The 16566-nt window shown below is 38.4% G+C and carries 18 protein-coding genes; 11 read left to right on the forward strand and 7 right to left on the reverse strand.

Annotation, left to right across the window (positions count from 1 at the left end; genetic code table 11):
* Positions 1 to 42 precede the first annotated feature (42 nt).
* Complete coding sequence (locus RCG25_RS05495) at positions 43 to 450, forward strand: YugN-like family protein (protein ID WP_308082680.1); 408 nt, start codon at positions 43 to 45, stop codon at positions 448 to 450.
* 2 nt (positions 451 to 452) lie between these two features.
* Here the strand turns inward: RCG25_RS05495 and RCG25_RS05500 are convergent, their stop codons facing one another.
* The 4 genes from RCG25_RS05500 to galU all read right to left on the reverse strand — a co-directional run bounded on the left by RCG25_RS05500 (position 453) and on the right by galU (position 4436).
* Complete coding sequence (locus tag RCG25_RS05500) at positions 453 to 1433, reverse strand: potassium channel family protein (RefSeq protein WP_308082681.1); 981 nt, start codon at positions 1431 to 1433, stop codon at positions 453 to 455.
* Positions 1434 to 1544: 111 nt separating this feature from the next.
* Complete coding sequence (locus RCG25_RS05505) at positions 1545 to 2132, reverse strand: winged helix-turn-helix domain-containing protein (protein WP_308082682.1); 588 nt, start codon at positions 2130 to 2132, stop codon at positions 1545 to 1547.
* Between the two features lie 16 nt (positions 2133 to 2148).
* Positions 2149 to 3417, reverse strand: a complete 1269-nt coding sequence (locus RCG25_RS05510; protein WP_308082683.1) for an MFS transporter — start codon at positions 3415 to 3417, stop codon at positions 2149 to 2151.
* A gap of 137 nt (positions 3418 to 3554) precedes the next feature.
* The gene (galU, locus tag RCG25_RS05515; RefSeq protein ID WP_308082684.1) at positions 3555 to 4436 is read right to left on the reverse strand and encodes a UTP--glucose-1-phosphate uridylyltransferase GalU; all 882 of its coding nucleotides are present in this window, start codon (positions 4434 to 4436) and stop codon (positions 3555 to 3557) included.
* Between the two features lie 192 nt (positions 4437 to 4628).
* On the opposite strand from galU, the gene RCG25_RS05520 reads away from it, so the two are divergent.
* The 5 genes from RCG25_RS05520 (at position 4629) to RCG25_RS05540 (ending at position 9973) form a co-directional block, all read left to right on the forward strand.
* The gene (locus tag RCG25_RS05520) at positions 4629 to 6305 is read left to right on the forward strand and encodes a DUF6044 family protein (RefSeq protein WP_308082685.1); all 1677 of its coding nucleotides are present in this window, start codon (positions 4629 to 4631) and stop codon (positions 6303 to 6305) included.
* A gap of 20 nt (positions 6306 to 6325) precedes the next feature.
* Complete coding sequence (locus tag RCG25_RS05525) at positions 6326 to 7363, forward strand: glycosyltransferase (protein WP_308082686.1); 1038 nt, start codon at positions 6326 to 6328, stop codon at positions 7361 to 7363.
* Positions 7332 to 7763, forward strand: coding sequence for a GtrA family protein (locus RCG25_RS05530; protein WP_308082687.1), 432 nt, complete (start codon positions 7332 to 7334; stop codon positions 7761 to 7763). Before RCG25_RS05525 ends, RCG25_RS05530 begins: the two co-directional genes overlap by 32 nt.
* 107 nt (positions 7764 to 7870) lie before the next feature.
* Positions 7871 to 9207, forward strand: a protein-coding gene (locus RCG25_RS05535; protein WP_308080071.1) for an IS3 family transposase whose coding sequence is annotated in 2 segments (ribosomal slippage) — positions 7871 to 8258 and positions 8258 to 9207 — 1338 coding nt in all. Because the reading frame shifts where the segments join, the coding sequence is not laid out codon by codon here.
* A gap of 139 nt (positions 9208 to 9346) precedes the next feature.
* Positions 9347 to 9973, forward strand: coding sequence for a LysE family transporter (locus tag RCG25_RS05540; RefSeq protein WP_308082688.1), 627 nt, complete (start codon positions 9347 to 9349; stop codon positions 9971 to 9973).
* A 35-nt stretch (positions 9974 to 10008) separates the two neighbouring features.
* Here the strand turns inward: RCG25_RS05540 and RCG25_RS05545 are convergent, their stop codons facing one another.
* Together RCG25_RS05545 and RCG25_RS05550 are read right to left on the reverse strand one after the other, a co-directional pair.
* Positions 10009 to 11337 carry an amino acid permease gene (locus tag RCG25_RS05545; protein WP_308082689.1) on the reverse strand — a complete coding sequence of 443 codons (1329 nt, stop codon included), beginning with the start codon at positions 11335 to 11337 and terminating at the stop codon, positions 10009 to 10011.
* A 35-nt stretch (positions 11338 to 11372) separates the two neighbouring features.
* Complete coding sequence (locus RCG25_RS05550) at positions 11373 to 11537, reverse strand: hypothetical protein (RefSeq protein ID WP_308082691.1); 165 nt, start codon at positions 11535 to 11537, stop codon at positions 11373 to 11375.
* Positions 11538 to 11742: 205 nt separating this feature from the next.
* Between RCG25_RS05550 and RCG25_RS05555 the strand changes: the two genes are divergently transcribed.
* Positions 11743 to 12498: a yteA family sporulation protein gene (locus RCG25_RS05555; RefSeq protein WP_308082692.1), complete on the forward strand. Its 756-nt coding sequence runs from the start codon at positions 11743 to 11745 to the stop codon at positions 12496 to 12498.
* 51 nt (positions 12499 to 12549) lie between these two features.
* Here the strand turns inward: RCG25_RS05555 and RCG25_RS05560 are convergent, their stop codons facing one another.
* The gene (locus tag RCG25_RS05560; RefSeq protein WP_308082693.1) at positions 12550 to 12750 is read right to left on the reverse strand and encodes a YozQ family protein; all 201 of its coding nucleotides are present in this window, start codon (positions 12748 to 12750) and stop codon (positions 12550 to 12552) included.
* A gap of 97 nt (positions 12751 to 12847) precedes the next feature.
* On the opposite strand from RCG25_RS05560, the gene RCG25_RS05565 reads away from it, so the two are divergent.
* The 4 genes from RCG25_RS05565 (at position 12848) to RCG25_RS05580 (ending at position 16505) form a co-directional block, all read left to right on the forward strand.
* The gene (locus tag RCG25_RS05565) at positions 12848 to 12985 is read left to right on the forward strand and encodes a hypothetical protein (protein ID WP_308082694.1); all 138 of its coding nucleotides are present in this window, start codon (positions 12848 to 12850) and stop codon (positions 12983 to 12985) included.
* Between the two features lie 21 nt (positions 12986 to 13006).
* Positions 13007 to 13903 (forward strand): cation diffusion facilitator family transporter, encoded by an 897-nt coding sequence (locus RCG25_RS05570; RefSeq protein WP_308082695.1) that lies wholly within the window; start codon positions 13007 to 13009, stop codon positions 13901 to 13903.
* 222 nt (positions 13904 to 14125) lie between these two features.
* A complete protein-coding gene (locus RCG25_RS05575; protein WP_308082696.1) occupies positions 14126 to 15064 on the forward strand; it encodes a magnesium transporter CorA family protein in 939 nt (312 codons plus the stop codon).
* 175 nt (positions 15065 to 15239) lie between these two features.
* Complete coding sequence (locus RCG25_RS05580; RefSeq protein ID WP_308082697.1) at positions 15240 to 16505, forward strand: S8 family serine peptidase; 1266 nt, start codon at positions 15240 to 15242, stop codon at positions 16503 to 16505.
* Positions 16506 to 16566 lie beyond the last annotated feature (61 nt).

Raw genomic sequence — 16566 nt, forward strand, 5'->3', positions numbered from 1 at the left:
GTTTGGAGAAACTAACCCTAATGACTAAAGGGGGTAAAATAGATGATTCAATTACCATCAAAGGTAGAAGGGCTACAGTTTGATTTATATAAGCTTGAACAAAAATTAAAGCCAATTGGCTATTCAATTGGCGGCAACTGGGATTATGATCATGGTGCTTTTGATTATAAGCTTAATGATGAAGAAGGCTACCAATTTTTAAGGTTGCCATTTTCAGCAGTAGATGGACAGCTTGATGCTAGGAACTGTACTGTTGAATTAGGGCGACCGTTTCTGTTGTCCCATTTATACGAAGGAAATCTAGACGATGACGCGTCTACAGGAACCTTTTCAGGTTCAATAAATCAATTTCAGGACCCAATTGATAAGGATGCCAGCTTTCCTGAAAATTATATAGAAAATGGCAAGAACCTTGTTTCCGAATTAGAGATGCTTCTTTTAACCGATTAAACTTATTTAAAGGTTAATAATTCATCATTTTTCTCAATTGAAATGGAGTGGGAGGGATTCAACAGGGTTTCTTCCCCTCTTTTTACTCCAATTAACAGGAGTCCGTTTAACATTAACTCTTGGCAGCACTCTCCGAATGATTTTCCAATATATGCTTCATCCACCGAATGGGAGGATAATCTTCGCTCCTGAAGCTGATGTACAACATTTGACAACAACCCATCTCCATTGGAATGAAGGCTATTAATCATAAAGACACTTGTTAGCTTATTGGATTGAATAACTTCGTCTGCGCCAGCGCGTAACGCATTAATGACTTGTTCTGCCGTCAATATTTCGACAATGCACTTGACTTGGGAGCAGAGGCCTTTAATCGTAAGTAACGTTAATATGCTATTCATATCTGCCTGGAGTTCTTCACTTCCTCTATCTGCTGTAATCAGGACCTTCTCAGCCTTCTCTATATCACTTTTAATAATCGTTTCATCGACATGTCCTTTCCCTTGAATAAAATGAACGTATCTTGAATGGACTGGATTTGCTTCAAGGGTATCATCAATAAGGACGATCGTTTGCGGGAATTGAATCAATTTATTAATCAACTCTTTCGATCGTTCATTCCAGCCGATAATAACAATGTGGCCACTTCCTTTAAAGGGGATTTTTCCCTCGGACAAGGCATCTTGTTTAGTCACAGCAGCGGCTGCTAAGGTTCCAAAATAGGAGGAAACAAATCCGACACCTAGTAATATCAAAATTAACGCAGTAATTCTGCCTAAAATAGAATGTGGCACATAATCTCCATAGCCAACTGTAGAGGCGGTGATAATAGCCCACCAAATTCCGTCAAAAACCGTAGGAAAGGTTTGAGGTTCTAACAAGTGAATAGAAACTCCAAATGTTAGAAAGACAAGAATGGCTATGAATAGAATACGAATAAGGAGCGGCATTCGTAAAAAGCTGATATAAACTCTGTTTTGCACAAACTTCACCTCCCTTGGATAGTATCTATTATTATCCAAAAATGCTCATCTCATTATTAAGAGATAGAAAGAGGCTGACTCAAATGAGTCAGCCTCCACAGTCATCGATCGTTACTGAGCATCTTCGACTCGATAACTTAACATGATATAAGCATATTTTGACTTTTTATTTCTGTCTTCTTCTGAAAGCTTTGGCAGACTGTAATCCTCGAAGGAGCCTTGCTGCTCACTTTCTTCGCGAATCGACCGCATCATTCGATCATGAGAGGTTTCCCATTCTCTGCCTGTCAGGGTAGGCAAACTAATCATTAAATTTACTTGCTTATCAAAATCTGATTTTCCTTGTTTTAACTCGGATTGAAGGAGCTTCAAGCCAGGCTCAAGAAGTTTCATGATTTCCTCCATGACTGAATCATGATGTTCTCTTAATAATGCTTCATCCAATTCAAATCTTTCTCCTGCAACCTTGGTTCTTTGATAGTACTTTTCAATTAAATTCCCCTGTTGCCGGGTCTCCACCAATTCTAGTAATCCTGCCTCCTCCAGCTTTTTTACATGATAATATAGCCGAGATTGTTTTTCATTTAATTCCTCGGCAATTTGACTGACGGTCACAGGTTTGCTAGCAATGTCAATAATACTTCTTTTTCTTACATCTAACATCATTTTTGCAATTTCAATATCATCTATTTTTTTCACAAACGTACCTCCAAGATTAATTAACGGCCGCAGGCTGCTTTGCTTTTCGGACAGCGTCTGCGTCACTATGTTCCGATAGGCTCCTATATCCCTTCAGTAATGGCATCAATATCGCAACAACGACTAGAAGGGCACCTGAGAATGCAGTACCATACAATACACCAATTTCTCTAGAAAGCCAACCACCCACTAAAATTCCAACAATAGAGGAGGTGCTTGCTGTTATTCCTAATAAAGAGGAACCTCTTCCTCTAAAGGCAGCAGGTGTCACTTTTAAAAATAAACTGCTCAACGGGACATTTAAAAAGGCGTTTAATACACCTACCATTATACTCCAAATATAGACAGGCAGGAGGCCAAATTGTAAACGGAAGCTGTCAACAGGGATGATAACCACCATCCAAAGTCCAATTACAGCAGTACCTGCTAAAAAAATAGTACTTGGACTAATGTGCTTGAGTGCAAATGGTGCAGCAAAGCCTGCACCGAAAATAACACCAACAGCGGTAGCGGCTTCAATAAATCCAAAATGGAAGGCGGATACATGGAACTGATTGGTAAGAACGGCAATAAGGTTGGTGTTCAATATTCCGCATACAAGTGTTATAGGAATCAATAGAATCAGCAAAAAACGTAATGCAGGCATACCAATGACCTCTTTTACGCCCGAGCGTATTGACATGAAATAAGATTCTTTAACTGCATCTTTTGAATATGTCATTCTACCAAGATTTCGGAGTGTAAGGATGAACATAGCTGACAGGCCGAAGGTAACCGCATCAATGGCAAAAATAAAATTATAATTGTTTGTCATCATCAATAAGGCACCAACAGAAGGACCAATGATATCCATGGCCGCTCTTGTTGATTGTGACAGAGAGATGGCCTGCTGAATATTTTCTTCACCAACTAAGTCCGGTATGGATGAGGAGCGGGCAGGGTCAAAGAGGGCAGAACCAATCCCTTGAAGAGCGATAAGTAGGATTAGGGCTAATGCAGAATGGTGGAAAGGAATCATTAAAAGTACGATAACCATTCGATATACATCGGCCCCGACCATTAACCATCTACGATTGTATTTATCAGCTAATGGGCCTAAGAAAATACCAAAAAAGGCCGTTGGCAGAAGCTGGGCAAAAATGACTAAACCAATCGCAAAGGGATCCTTTGTTAAGGTAGCTACCAAGTAGACAATGGCAATTCGTGTAAATCCATCGCCCAATTGTGAAATGATTTGACCTAACCAAAAACGAAAATAGGTCCGGTTACTAAGAATCTTCAACATTGTTGATCATCCTTCCAAAATATATTTTATCGTTAAAAAAAATTTTAATGGTTAAATTTATTTTAACGGAAATTTATTAATATGTAAATAATGGAAAATGTCTATTTTTGTCGACTCAAAATAAAAAGGCAGAGCGTTTAGCTCTGGCCTTTTTCGATTTTTCGTATGGAGTCTCTTAAATATTTCTCCAGTTTCTTCTTTAGTTCGGGGCGCTTAAGAGCGAAATCGATGGACGCCTGAAGGAAGCCGAACTTGTCACCTACATCGTAACGAGATCCTTGAATTAAATAAGAAAAGATTGGCTCTCTTGCTAGTAAAAGATCAATGGCATTGGTTAGCTGAAGTTCACCCTTTTCATCTGGTTTTATTTTTTCGAGCATTTCAAATATAACAGGGCTTAAAATGTAACGTCCAACAATGGCTTGGGTGGAAGGAGCTTCGGCTATTGATGGTTTTTCAACAAGGCTTTGAACCTTAAACATATCGTTATACTTGTAAGAGTATTCAACGATTCCATACTTCACAACATCCATACGGGGCACTTCTTTGCAGCCTAATATGGTGGACTGAACCTCATTGTATTTATTAATCATTTGTCTCAAGGCAGGTACTTCACTGTCAATAATATCGTCTCCGAGCAGTACTGCAAAAGGCTCATTTCCGATGAACTTTTTAGCACATAAGATAGCGTGGCCAAGTCCTAAAGGCTCTTTTTGCCTCACGTAGTGGATATCAGCTAGATTTGAAATACTCTGAACAACCTTTAACATTTTAATTTTGCCTGATGTTTTCAGTTGGATTTCTAATTCTAGCGATTTGTCAAAATGGTCCTCAATCGCTCGTTTGTTTTTCCCCGTTACAATAATAATGTCCTCTATTCCAGAAAGTACGGCTTCTTCCACAATGTATTGTATGGTGGGTTTATCGACAATGGGGAGCATTTCTTTTGGCTGTGCTTTTGTCGCAGGCAAAAATCGTGTCCCTAAGCCCGCAGCAGGTATGACGGCCTTTTTTATCATTCATTCATCCCCTTTTACATGTAAATGACTAGGAATCCTTGTTTACATCCTATGCAGGTTAAAAAAGAATTAGTATTTACGTGAATGATAGTTCATTATCCTAAATTGTAAGATTGAAGAATAATTTTCATCTTAGAAGCAAAATTTAAAACGGAAGTTCTCTTTGAGAAGAAGGTTTTGAGGTGTAGAAGAGTGGTTAATGAAACGAAAAAGGAGCAGAGATTCATCCTCTTTGCTTTACTAGTTCTAGTGATCTATCTCTCTCCGTTATTTATTTTACAGGAAAATGCCCATATCCGGGTTCATGATAATTTAGATTCAAACCTGGCTTGGTACAAGGTGCTTGCGAGGAGCGGGGAAATGTTTGGAGCAGTCGATGCCACTATTCCTCAGATTATCAATGGACAGCTACAGAGAAATGCTTTTGGGACGGAATACAGCATCATCGTTTGGTTGTATGCACTTTTCCCAACGATGATTGCATATGGGCTCAGTCAGGCATTAACAAGGGTGGTAGCATTTATTGGGATGTATTTATTATTAAAGAAACATTTCCTTCCGGGCGGGAAATGGATGGACCTGCAAATTGGCTCTGCACTTGCGTTTGCATTAACACCATTTTGGCCGTCAGGGATGCTTAGCACTTTAGGGATGCCCTTGGCACTGTGGGCTTTCTTAAACATTCGAGCAGGGACTGGTACCTGGAAGGAATATCTTGTCCTTACGTTATTGCCCTTGTACGCTAGCATTGTATTGGGATTCTTCTTTTTTCTAAGCGCGATGGGGATTTTCTGGCTGGTAGATGGTTTACGTGGGAAGGGCTGGAATCTAAGATTTTTGACCGCTATTGCTTATATGACTTCTATATTTATGCTCGTGGAATACCGCCTCGTTTTTTCTTTTTTATATACAGCAGAGCCGAATAGTCGTGATGAATATTTTCATGCTCACTTGTCTTTTTGGAGAGCAGTAAGGCTTACCTTAAAGAATTACACGCTCGGACACACTCATGTCATGACTGTACATACTCTATTTATTTTGCCTGCAACGTTTATCGCTATTTATTTTATTTTTAGAAAAAAGCTTTGGAAGCAGGAAAAGTTGTTTGTGTTTTTATTTGCAATAAATATTTTGCTATCTATCTGGTATGCCTTTTGGTTTTATGAAGGCTGGGTTCCTTTAACCAAACGATTTCATTTTATGAATACCTTTAATTTTGCACGGTATCATTTTTTAAGACCGCTGGTCATTTATAGTGGGTTTGCTCTTGCCTTAAAAATCATCGCCTTACAGGGTGGAAGCTGGGTCAGAACTGCAAAGTGGTTGCTTCTCTTACAAATTCTTTTTTTAGGCTTATTTAATGATGAGATTATTTATCAACAAAAGCCAACAGTCCAAGAGTTTTTTGCGGAGGATCTGTTCAAGGACATTAAAGAGCATATTGGTTTAAGGCAGGAAGAATACCGCGTCGCTAGTATCGGAATCCATCCTGCCATTTCTCAGTATAATGGATTTTACACGATCGATACCTATAATAATTTTTATCCCTTAAGCTATAAACACCAGTTTAGAAAAATAATTGAAAAGGAATTAGAGAAAAATAAAACCATTCGCACATACTTTGACCAATGGGGCGGTCGCTGTTATCTATTTACAGCACAGCTTGGAAAAAGATATATGATAAAAAAAGATTCAAAACGACATTTGAAACATTTGCAGTTGAATACAAAAGTGTTTAAAGAGATGGGCGGCAGGTACATCCTTTCAGCTTTACCGATTGACAATGCCGAGGAAAATCACCTCTCATTGGATAGAGTATTTGTTTCAAAGACATCAGCATGGAAAATTTACTTATACAAGACTTTGTAGACACCGGGGGTTTTGAACAGATGATGGAACCAGTCCTAACTATTGTTGTACCATGCTATAACGAGGAAGAGGTCTTACCTGACACCATTGATCAACTTCAGTGGCTGTTAAAAGATCTGATAAACGAAGCACTTGTTTCAAATCAAAGTAAAATTTTATTTGTTGATGATGGAAGTAAGGATCGAACATGGGAGTTAATATATAAAGAAGGGCTCCGAAGCGATTATGTCCGAGGATTAAAATTATCAAGGAATGTCGGACATCAAAATGCACTGCTTGCTGGGCTATTTGCCGCAAACGAGCTTTCTGATTGTGTTGTTTCAATTGACGCTGACTTACAGGATGATATTCAAGTAATCCGTGAATTTATTAATAAGTTTCAAAAAGGCACTGATATTGTTTATGGTGTACGTAAAGGAAGAGATTCAGATACATTCTTTAAAAGGAGTACCGCACAAGGATTCTATAAGTTAATGAAAAAGATGGGAGTAGACCTCGTCTATAATCATGCTGATTTTCGTTTAATGAGCAAACGTGCTATAGAAGAGCTAGAGCGCTTTAAAGAAGTGAATATGTTTTTGCGGGGAATCGTGCCACTGCTGGGATTTAAATCAGATGTCGTTTATTATAATCGGTTAGAAAGGCAGGCTGGTGAAACAAAATACCCGTTAAAAAAAATGCTAGGCTTTGCCTTTGATGGAATCACCTCCTTTTCGGTGTCACCCATCCGGTTTGTGTTGCTGATTGGATTTATTTCCTTTTTCATGAGTCTCATATTCGGAGGGTACTTTTTAACTCTGAAATTTTTTGGTCATACAACCATGGGATGGACATCGTTAATTACATCGATATGGTTAATTGGTGGATTGCAATTAATCGCAATCGGACTGATTGGTGAATATGTCGGGAAAATTTATAAAGAGGCCAAACAGCGGCCAAAATATATCGTCGATATCGATTCCTTTAATCTCCCAAAACCAAGGCACCATTTAGTTAATCAAACCAAAGAAGATGAGGTATTTAATCTTGATTTCAGAAAAGTATCTGATACCAACTAATCATTCACTTGTCCGTTTTTTGCTTGTGGGGTTGGTGAATACAGGTATTGGTTTGGCCATTATGTTTTTGTTGCTTAATGTTGTCGGAGCCAGCTATTGGGTCTCCACATTTACTGGGAATGCAATCGGTGCATGTGTCAGCTTTTTATTAAATAGAGCCTTTACGTTTAAAAGTACGGTTTCCTATCATAAAGGGCTGTCACGGTTTATCATTGTTATATTACTATGTTATTTTAGCTCCTATTTTCTTAGTGGGAAAATGGGGGAGTGGATTAGCCAATATTTTATCATCAGCCCAGAAATGGCGAAAAATGTTTCTGTTCTTTTAGGCAGTGTGTTTTATACCATTAGCAATTATCTAGGGCAAAAATACTTTGTCTTTACAAATAAAATCGGCTAAAAAGAGCTTTCCATTTATAAAATGTACCCGATAGAGTAGACACTTAAAAAAGTCCTCTATCGGGTACTTTTTTGTATACTTAAGAAAAATGGGATTGGGGAATGCAGATGAGTAAGAGATTATTTACAGAGAAAGAGGTTAAGATTCTTTCTAATAACCCTTATGTTAAATCAGTTAGATCAAAGGGAATAACCTATACAGATGAGTTTAAGCATCTTTTCATTGAAGAAAATGCAGGTGGAAAGCTACCTAGAGAGATATTTGAACAATGTGGATTCGATATTGATGTTTTAGGAATGGATCGTGTTAGAGCTGCTGGTAAGAGATGGCGCGCCTCCTATAGAGAAAACGGAGTAGCCGGTCTACGCGATACCAGAGGTGAAAATTCAGGGAGACTTGGTGAAAGGGAGCTAACACTAGAAGAGAAATTTGCGAGATTAGAAGCTCAAAATAATTTATTAAAGGCAGAAAATGAACTATTAAAAAAGATACGATTTGCAGAAAGGGGGCTGAAAAGGAACCTATAACCTTACCCACTGATCAAAAGTTTATCCTTATCCGTTCAGTTATACAGAAATATAAGTTGAAGAATATGGTGAGCTATTTATGTAACGTGGCTGGTGTTTCACGGTCTGGTTATTATAATTATTTCTCTGAACGGTCACAAAAAATAAGAAAAGAAAAAGAAGCGGAAGATGAGAAAGTGAAGGAGATCATCCTAAAAGCCTTTCATTTTAAACGCCGTAAGAAAGGGGCACGTCAAATTAAAATGACTTTGGCGGGTCAATTTAATGTTAAATACAATTTAAAACGGATTAGAAGAATCATGAAGAAATACGGTATTATTTGCCCTATTAGAAAGGCAAATCCCTATAGACGGATGATGAAAGCCACACAAGAACATAGAGTCGTACCAAACCTTTTAAATCGGGAATTTAAACAGGAAATCCCTTATAAAGTTCTTCTAACAGATATCACTTACTTATTTTACGGTGAAGGTCGGAAAGCTTATTTATCAGCCATAAAAGATGGTTCCACAGGTGAACTATTAGCCTATAATATTTCAGAACGTATGACCATTGATTTAGCCACAGACACTCTTAAAAAACTAAAGAAGAATAAACACTTTAAAAAAGCGAAAGATGCATTGATCCATTCAGACCAAGGAGTACATTATACGCATCCGGATTTTCAAAAAGCTGTAAAAAAACTTAAACTACGCCAATCTATGTCAAGAAGAGGTAATTGTTGGGATAACGCACCTCAAGAATCTTTCTTTGGCCACTTAAAAGACGAAGCTTATATAAAAGAATGTACAACCCTAGAGGAGCTAAAAAGAGAAATTAAGCAATATATGACGTATTACAACCACTATAGATATCAATGGAATTTAAAAAAGATGACCCCTGTTCAATACAGAGACCATCTTCTTAAATCTGCCTAGGCTTTTTTTAAAAATGTCCTTTACAACGGGTACACATTATTAAAGGGAGGCTCTTTTTTACTTTTTTGTCGTACAACCCTCCCTTGCTGAATAAAAATGGGTAGACAGGCTTTTTATGTTCAAATAGGGAGAGATAAAAATGAATGTATTCTTAAGCTATATCTTACTGGGGTTATCGCTTGCTGCTCCTATTGGACCGATTAATGCAGCACAAATTGACAGGGGAATAAGAAATGGCTTTATGCACTCTTGGCTTATTGGAGTGGGGGCCGTTGTCGCTGATGGAGTGTATATGCTTGTTGTTTACATAGGTGTGGTTCAGTTTCTAGAGACAGCCTTTATGCAAACTTTTCTTTGGTGTTTTGGCTGTTTTGTTCTCATGTATACCGGCATTGAAACCTTCATGAGTGCGGGGAAAATTAACCTTGAGCATTCGAGGAGCAATGAACCTCTTATAAAGTCATTTGCTTCTGGTTTCTTGATGTCCATATCGAATCCACTAACGATTTTGTTTTGGCTGGGTATATACGGTTCTGTCCTTGCAAAGACAGCCGCAACCTATGACAGCAGCGAGCTGATTCTTTACAGCAGTGCCATTTTTATCGGTCTGTTACTTTGGGATATAACAATGGCAGGAGTGGCCAGCAGTTTTCGAAAGTTTCTGACCTCCAGATTACTAGTTAGTATTTCTCTTCTTTCTGGGGTTTCCTTAATCGGTTTTGGTATTTACTTCGGCATGCAGGCCTTTCAGGTGTTATTTGGATAATATGAAGAGGCTGACCCCTTATGAGTCAGCCTCTTCTATGCTGTTGGCCACGGCTTAAGCACTTTCTTTTTACTCTTCTTTTTTTCTTTATTCCATTTAAAGTGCATAATAAAGGTGATGACACCTATGACGCACAAAAAGGCTAAGCTGATAAAAAATCCAGGTCTACTTGTCTCATGGAACAAAGTTCCGGATACGGCAATCAAAATAAACAGCGCACCAATTGAATAGAATATTTTATCCTTTACCTTCAATTCCAAAATTTTTCTTGAGGAAGCTAAAATGAAAATCCAATTATATAGAAGCATTAAGCTTGCTGCTGTTGTGATATATTCGTAAATTTTATCAGGCATCACCAATGCTGCCACAATAGAGGCAGTAATTCCTATCATGGTAATCAGCAAAGTAAATAGAGGGACCTTTAGTTTCCCTTTTTTAGAAAAACATGCTGGCGCATCTCCTTCTTCTCCTAAGGTCATAAGGACACTTGTAACCCCATAAAGAGAAGCAGTCATTGTTGAAAAACCAGCAATAATTAACGCAGCATTAAAGAAGTGAGGCACAAACGAAAGGTGATATGTATCTAAGGCAACGACAAAGGGACTGTCTTTCGAATTAAATTCCTTCCATGGAACCATAAGCACAGATAGACCAATCGAAAGGACATAAATAAAGGTGAGCACAAATAGCATCACTTTTCCGGCTTTCGGTGCCTCATCAGGATTTTTTAAATTGGTGGCCATTAATCCTAAAATTTCAATGCCTCCGAATGCGTAAAAGGCAAAAATGACGGCAGACCATAAACCTTTAAGCCCATGAGGAAATATATCTCTCTGGCTGTCAGGATAAGAAATTGGTCGGTCACCGTCGATTACACCAAAAATAGCTAAAGCTGCAATAATGACAAACATTAAGATGGCAGAAATTTTTAAAATGGCAAGAATGTTTTCCATCTTATTTAATAGACCTATTCCAATAAGAATGACGGTTATTCCTAGAACACCGTAAATGGTGGCAAAAATCCATAAAGGTATTTTAGGAAACCAAAAGCGGGAAAAAATCGATAAGGCCGTCATTTGGCTTCCCATAATGAGTACTTCTGAACTCCAATACACCCAGCCGCTGCTAAAGCCTGCCCATCGACCGTAGGCTTTTTTGGCATAGGATCTAAACCCGCCTTTAAGCGGCTCCTTAGATGTCATTTTAGACAGTGCATCAAAGACAAAGTAGGTTCCAATGGCAGCAATGATAAATGCAATTAAGATGGATGGTCCCGTCATCTTTATTGCTAAGCTTGAGCCAAGGAAAAAGCCAGTACCAATTGTGCAGCCAACTCCAAAGAGAGAAAGCTGCCACCATTTCATATTGCTTTGTTCCCCTTTCGTCGATTTAGCTTTACTCATTGAAGGTCACGGCCAGTTGCACCTGGCGATTTATCGGTATTATCTTGGTTATTATATTCAGGGTCATTTAAACCAGGCTTTTGTTCTCTGTCAGAACCTAGATATTCCCCTTCGTGTTTTTGTTGAACACTTCTAAATTTACGAAAGTTTTCATTTACCATAAAATCTCCTCTTTCTCATCATTTATATCCTTTAAGATGCGCGTGAAGACAAATCTTATTCGAATTCCTTGGAAGCATTACAGATTGAATTTTGCTGGAATTAAATTTTTGTTACATAATCAAACGCGAAACAAATGAAAATATAAAGTATAAATGTTTGTTGAAAAAAGATTCACTTGCGCTTTTCATGAAAGGAGTTTATCCCATGTTATCTACACAGCAGTTAGCTGAGTTGCGTTTACAATTATTGCAGGAAAAGAATGATGTGGAAGAGCATTTAGAACAAAATGATCATCTTGGTTTGGAAAGAGGGCATTTTCATGAGTCGATGGGGGAATTGTCCAGCTATGATAATCACCCTGCTGATGAAGGAACCGAGCTATATGAACGTGAAAAGGATCTTGCATTAAATGAACACTATCAGCTACAGCTTAGAAATATTAATCACGCTCTTGAAGCCATGGAAAAAGGAACCTACGGAAAATGTGAAGTATGTGGTAGTGAGATACCAGTTGAAAGGTTAGAAGCTCTGCCCAATACTACTTATTGTATTGAACATAGTCCGGATCAAATCGTTTCACACAATCGTCCCGTTGAAGAAGGAGTATTAATGCCGGATTTCGGGAAATTTGATATGGATGAAAAGGATGAAAATGTTGCTTATGATGCAGAGGATTCTTGGCAGGAGGTTGCTCAGTGGGGTACTTCTGAAACACCGTCAGATTTAGCCTTCCCACAGGATAATTATCAGGATATATACGAAGAAGCAAACGAAAATGTTGGATATGTAGAAGACTTCGAAAATTTCGTAGGTACTGATATGTATGGAAAGGATATAACGGTTTATCCTAATCCACAGCATGAGCAATACGAAAATGCACTAGATGAAGAGGGAATCATGACCAGTTTCGGCGACTTACCAGCCTATGAACATGATCCGTATGTGGATGACGAAAAATAAGTTATTCAAAAAAGAAAACAGCTTTCTATTGAGAGCTGTTTTCTCTGATTTTTATTCTTCGGCGTTATCGGTGTCCTGACCATTTGCGTCATCACTAACGCCACCAATATCGCCTTCCATATAGGTGTCGCTCACTTGTTCATGTGTGGTTGCAAGCCCAGATGAAAGGGCATCCCCTTTTTGGTAATCGCTTGTATCAAAAACTCGACCTGCGATTTCTGCACTTTTGTTATTCGTACTCTTTTTTTCCAAATGAACCACTCCTTTATTAATTTTGGTACAACGGTATTTTTTCCCTTTTTACTCATGTATTACACATAAAAAAATAAATCTTTAAGGAGTGAAAAAAATGAACAAAAAAAATGAATTTCCATCAAGAGAAGAATTAGACGAAGCTTTTCATTTTCTTCATGACCAAATTAACAAAATTTCTGTGGTTGAGGAAGTTGAAATGATAAAAGAAAATCAAGACAATCCAAAGGCATAAGAATTAAAAAGGTGGTTTAGTATGGAAATGAGAGAAACCTTGGCTAAAAAAATAGCCTGGATCAGTGTAATCAGCAATATTATTTTAACGGTAGGAAAAATTGCCATCGGGTGGTACGGAAATAGTGATGCCGTCTTTGCTGATGGGATTCATTCTGCTGCCGATGTCTTTGCTTCGATTATTGTCCTTTTGGTGATTAAAATAGCGAATAAACCTGCAGACCTTGAACACCCATACGGACATGGGAAAGCGGAGGTTATTGTTTCAGGAATTATAGGAATCTTACTCTTCTTTGTCGCTATATATGTCGTTTACGAGGGAATCAGCGGCTTTTTTCATGAAGTGGAGTCACCGAGTTTGCTGGCCATGTGGGTTGCTTTATTTTCTTATATTACCAAGATTATTTTATACAGGAGTTCACTTAAGGTTGCACAGCAGCATAATAGTAAGGCCATTGAAGCCATTGCGTTTGACCATAAAGCAGATATTGTGGCATCCATCGCTGCGGCTATCGGGGTCCTACTTTCCGTTGTTGGGGAACGAATGGATATTCACTTCTTACTTTATGGAGATAAGGCAGCAAGCATATTTGTGGCCTACTTAATTTTTAAGATTGCTAAGGAAATGTTGATGGAAGCATTTGATATCTTATTAGAACGAAATATCAATTCAGAAACACTACAGGAATACATTGAAGTGATTAATCATTTTGATGAAGTTAGAAGAATTGACCGCATAAGAGCAAGAGAGCATGGACATTATGTATTGGTTGATTTACGTATCTCCATTGATCATTTCAAAACAATTAAGCAAGGTCATGATCTCGCCAAAACCATTAAACAAAAGCTGATGGATCAATTTGATAACATTCATGAAGTGTTGATTCATTTAAATCCGTATTTTCCAGAAGATAAATAAAAAACTCCTTTGTACTTTTGAGCGTTAGGGTTTATGATAGGAAAGGATATAAAAAAGTTAGAGGGAGTTGATATTGTTGAGTTATTCCGTTGACCCGGACCCAAGTAGTAGGCGAGGGGAAGTCAATGTCTTTGAATGGATTGAATTGAATAATAGCAAGAATATCAACTCTGGAAAAGGTTGTTGGCTTCCTCAAAACAAGTAGGCGAGGAGGTTTTTTGCATGTTAGAAATTTTTAAAAGTACGGAAACAAAAGTCTTGGAAAAAGTTGATGTGATTTCAAAAGGCTGCTGGGTTAATATGCATGCTCCGACAGCAGAAGAAATTAATCGAGTGTCTAGTGATGCTCAAGTCGACGTTGACATCCTAAAAGACGCATTGGATGATGAAGAACGTCCGAGGATTGAACGTGATGACGGCAGAGTATATATCATCGTTGACTTTCCGTATATCGTAAAGGATGAAACAGGCTATGAAGGGTATGAGACCATCCCAATTGGCATTATCCTAACGGATGAATGTATTATCACTGTTTCATTGAAGGATACACCGATTTTAGAGGAATTTAAGAGAAACAGAGTTAAAGAGTTTTTTACCTTTAAGAAGACCCGCTTCGCTCTGCAAATCTTGTTTGTTATTTCATCGTATTATCTTCGGTACCTAAAACAAATCAACAAGAAAACTAATGAAATTGAACGAGTCGTTCACCAGTCATTGAAGAATAAAGAACTATATGCTTTTCTAGCTTTAGAAAAAAGTTTGGTGTACTTTACGACTTCATTAAAATCTAATAAGGTCGTTCTTGATAAAATTTTGCGCTTTAATTACCTAAAAATGTATGAAGAAGACAAGGATTTGTTGGAAGACGTCATTATTGAAAAAACACAGGCAATAGAAATGGCTGAAACTTACCGTTCGATCTTAACCGGGATGATGAACGCTTTTGCCTCCATTATTTCAAATAACTTGAATATCGTGATGAAGTTCTTAACGTCCATAACGATTATTTTAGCCCTGCCCACGATGGTAGCAAGCTTTTATGGAATGAACGTAGACATTCCGTTTCAACATATTCGTCACCCGTATGTCATTCCACTTTCTATCTCGGTCTTTTTTGCTAGCTTAACTGCATTTATATTTTGGAAAAAGAAATATTTTTAGATTGCCAGCCATTTAATGTGCTGGCTTTTTATTTTTTTTCTGCCTCTTTTTTGTTGAAAATCAAAAATTTTCCCAACTTCCAATAGGACTATTTGTCCATATATTTTCAGAAAAATCAAAATATAGTTAAAGAGCAGTGAGTTTGCTGTAAACATATTTTGAGAGGAGTTTCTTGATGAAGAGAAAGAAAGTTCTTGGGGCTACGGTAATGAGTGTGGTAATGGGGATTTCAATGTTCGCAACCGGTGCATTTGGTCAGCAAACAAATGGTAAGGAATCTTATCGAGTATTAATTCAAGGACCTGCCTCCGAAAAGTCAAAAGCAAAGGCAAATTATGGAGTTCGCTGGGACTTTAACAGTAAAGGGTTTACAACAACAGTCAATGCACAGCAATACGAGGCGCTTTTACACAACAAAAACTTAACGATTGAAAAAGTTTCTGAGGTAAACGTAGGAACCATGAGAGAAGAAGCAGCAGCCAAACCAGGTGGAACAACAGGTGCAGTGCCTAGTGATCGAACACCATGGGGAATTCAAGCGATCTATAATGATTCTGCCATCGCGGCTACATCCGGAGGAAGTGGCATCACGGTAGCGGTCTTAGATACAGGTGTAAATAAAAACCATGCTGATTTAGCTAGCAACGTAAAACAATGTCAAGACTTTTCACAAACAAAAGTTTCATGGGTAGATGGGACCTGTACAGATGGTAACGGACATGGAACACATGTATCTGGTACGGTGCTTGCTAACGGCGGAAGCACAGGTAAGGGAATTTACGGTGTGGCTCCAGAAGCAAACCTATGGTCCTATAAAGTATTGAACGATCGTGGCAGCGGCTATTCTGATGATATTGCTGCAGCCATAAATAAAGTAGCAGATGAAGCGGTACGGACGGGTTCAAAAGTCATTATTTCGATGTCACTGGGGTCAAGCTCGAAGGATTCGCTAATTTCTAATGCGGTTGATTATGCATATAGTAAAGGTGTACTTGTTGTCGCCGCTGCAGGAAATGACGGCCCTGGAGACAATACGATTGGTTACCCAGGTGCGTTAGTCAATGCAGTAGCCGTAGCTGCATTAGAGAATGTACAGGAAAATGGTACGTATCGTGTGGCAGATTTCTCATCCAGAGGAAATCCAGCAACTGATGGTGACTATGTAATCCAAGAACGTGATGTAGAGGTATCTGCACCAGGCAGAGCGATTGAGTCAACCTGGAAGGATGGTGGATATAACACCATTAGTGGAACATCGATGGCTACTCCTCACGTCTCTGGTCTTGCTGCAAAGATTTGGGCAGCGAACCCATCTTGGTCAGCGAGCCAGCTACGCGCAGAACTGCAAAACAGAGCGAAAGCGTATGATATTAAAGGTGGAACAGGTGCTACTACTGGCGATGATTATGCCTCAGGTTTCGGCTTCCCTAGAGTAAAATAATGATTATGGCCATCTAGACCTGGGTCTGGATGGCTTTTAAATGAATTATTCAATCTTTTAA

The sequence above is a fragment of the Neobacillus sp. PS2-9 genome (assembly GCF_030915525.1).
GTDB lineage: Bacteria > Bacillota > Bacilli > Bacillales > Cytobacillaceae > Neobacillus.

What these genes read in the sequence shown, in the direction of transcription:
- RCG25_RS05495 (WP_308082680.1), top strand. Translation starts at nt 43, where the DNA reads ATGATTCAATTACCATCAAAGGTAGAAGGGCTACAGTTTGATTTATAT.
- RCG25_RS05510 (WP_308082683.1), bottom strand. Translation starts at nt 3,417, where the DNA reads ATGTTGAAGATTCTTAGTAACCGGACCTATTTTCGTTTTTGGTTAGGT.
- galU (WP_308082684.1), bottom strand. Translation starts at nt 4,436, where the DNA reads ATGATAAAAAAGGCCGTCATACCTGCTGCGGGCTTAGGGACACGATTT.
- RCG25_RS05525 (WP_308082686.1), top strand. Translation starts at nt 6,326, where the DNA reads ATGATGGAACCAGTCCTAACTATTGTTGTACCATGCTATAACGAGGAA.
- RCG25_RS05540 (WP_308082688.1), top strand. Translation starts at nt 9,347, where the DNA reads ATGAATGTATTCTTAAGCTATATCTTACTGGGGTTATCGCTTGCTGCT.
- RCG25_RS05545 (WP_308082689.1), bottom strand. Translation starts at nt 11,337, where the DNA reads ATGAAATGGTGGCAGCTTTCTCTCTTTGGAGTTGGCTGCACAATTGGT.
- RCG25_RS05550 (WP_308082691.1), bottom strand. Translation starts at nt 11,537, where the DNA reads ATGGTAAATGAAAACTTTCGTAAATTTAGAAGTGTTCAACAAAAACAC.
- RCG25_RS05555 (WP_308082692.1), top strand. Translation starts at nt 11,743, where the DNA reads ATGTTATCTACACAGCAGTTAGCTGAGTTGCGTTTACAATTATTGCAG.
- RCG25_RS05565 (WP_308082694.1), top strand. Translation starts at nt 12,848, where the DNA reads ATGAACAAAAAAAATGAATTTCCATCAAGAGAAGAATTAGACGAAGCT.
- RCG25_RS05570 (WP_308082695.1), top strand. Translation starts at nt 13,007, where the DNA reads ATGGAAATGAGAGAAACCTTGGCTAAAAAAATAGCCTGGATCAGTGTA.
- RCG25_RS05575 (WP_308082696.1), top strand. Translation starts at nt 14,126, where the DNA reads ATGTTAGAAATTTTTAAAAGTACGGAAACAAAAGTCTTGGAAAAAGTT.
- RCG25_RS05580 (WP_308082697.1), top strand. Translation starts at nt 15,240, where the DNA reads ATGAAGAGAAAGAAAGTTCTTGGGGCTACGGTAATGAGTGTGGTAATG.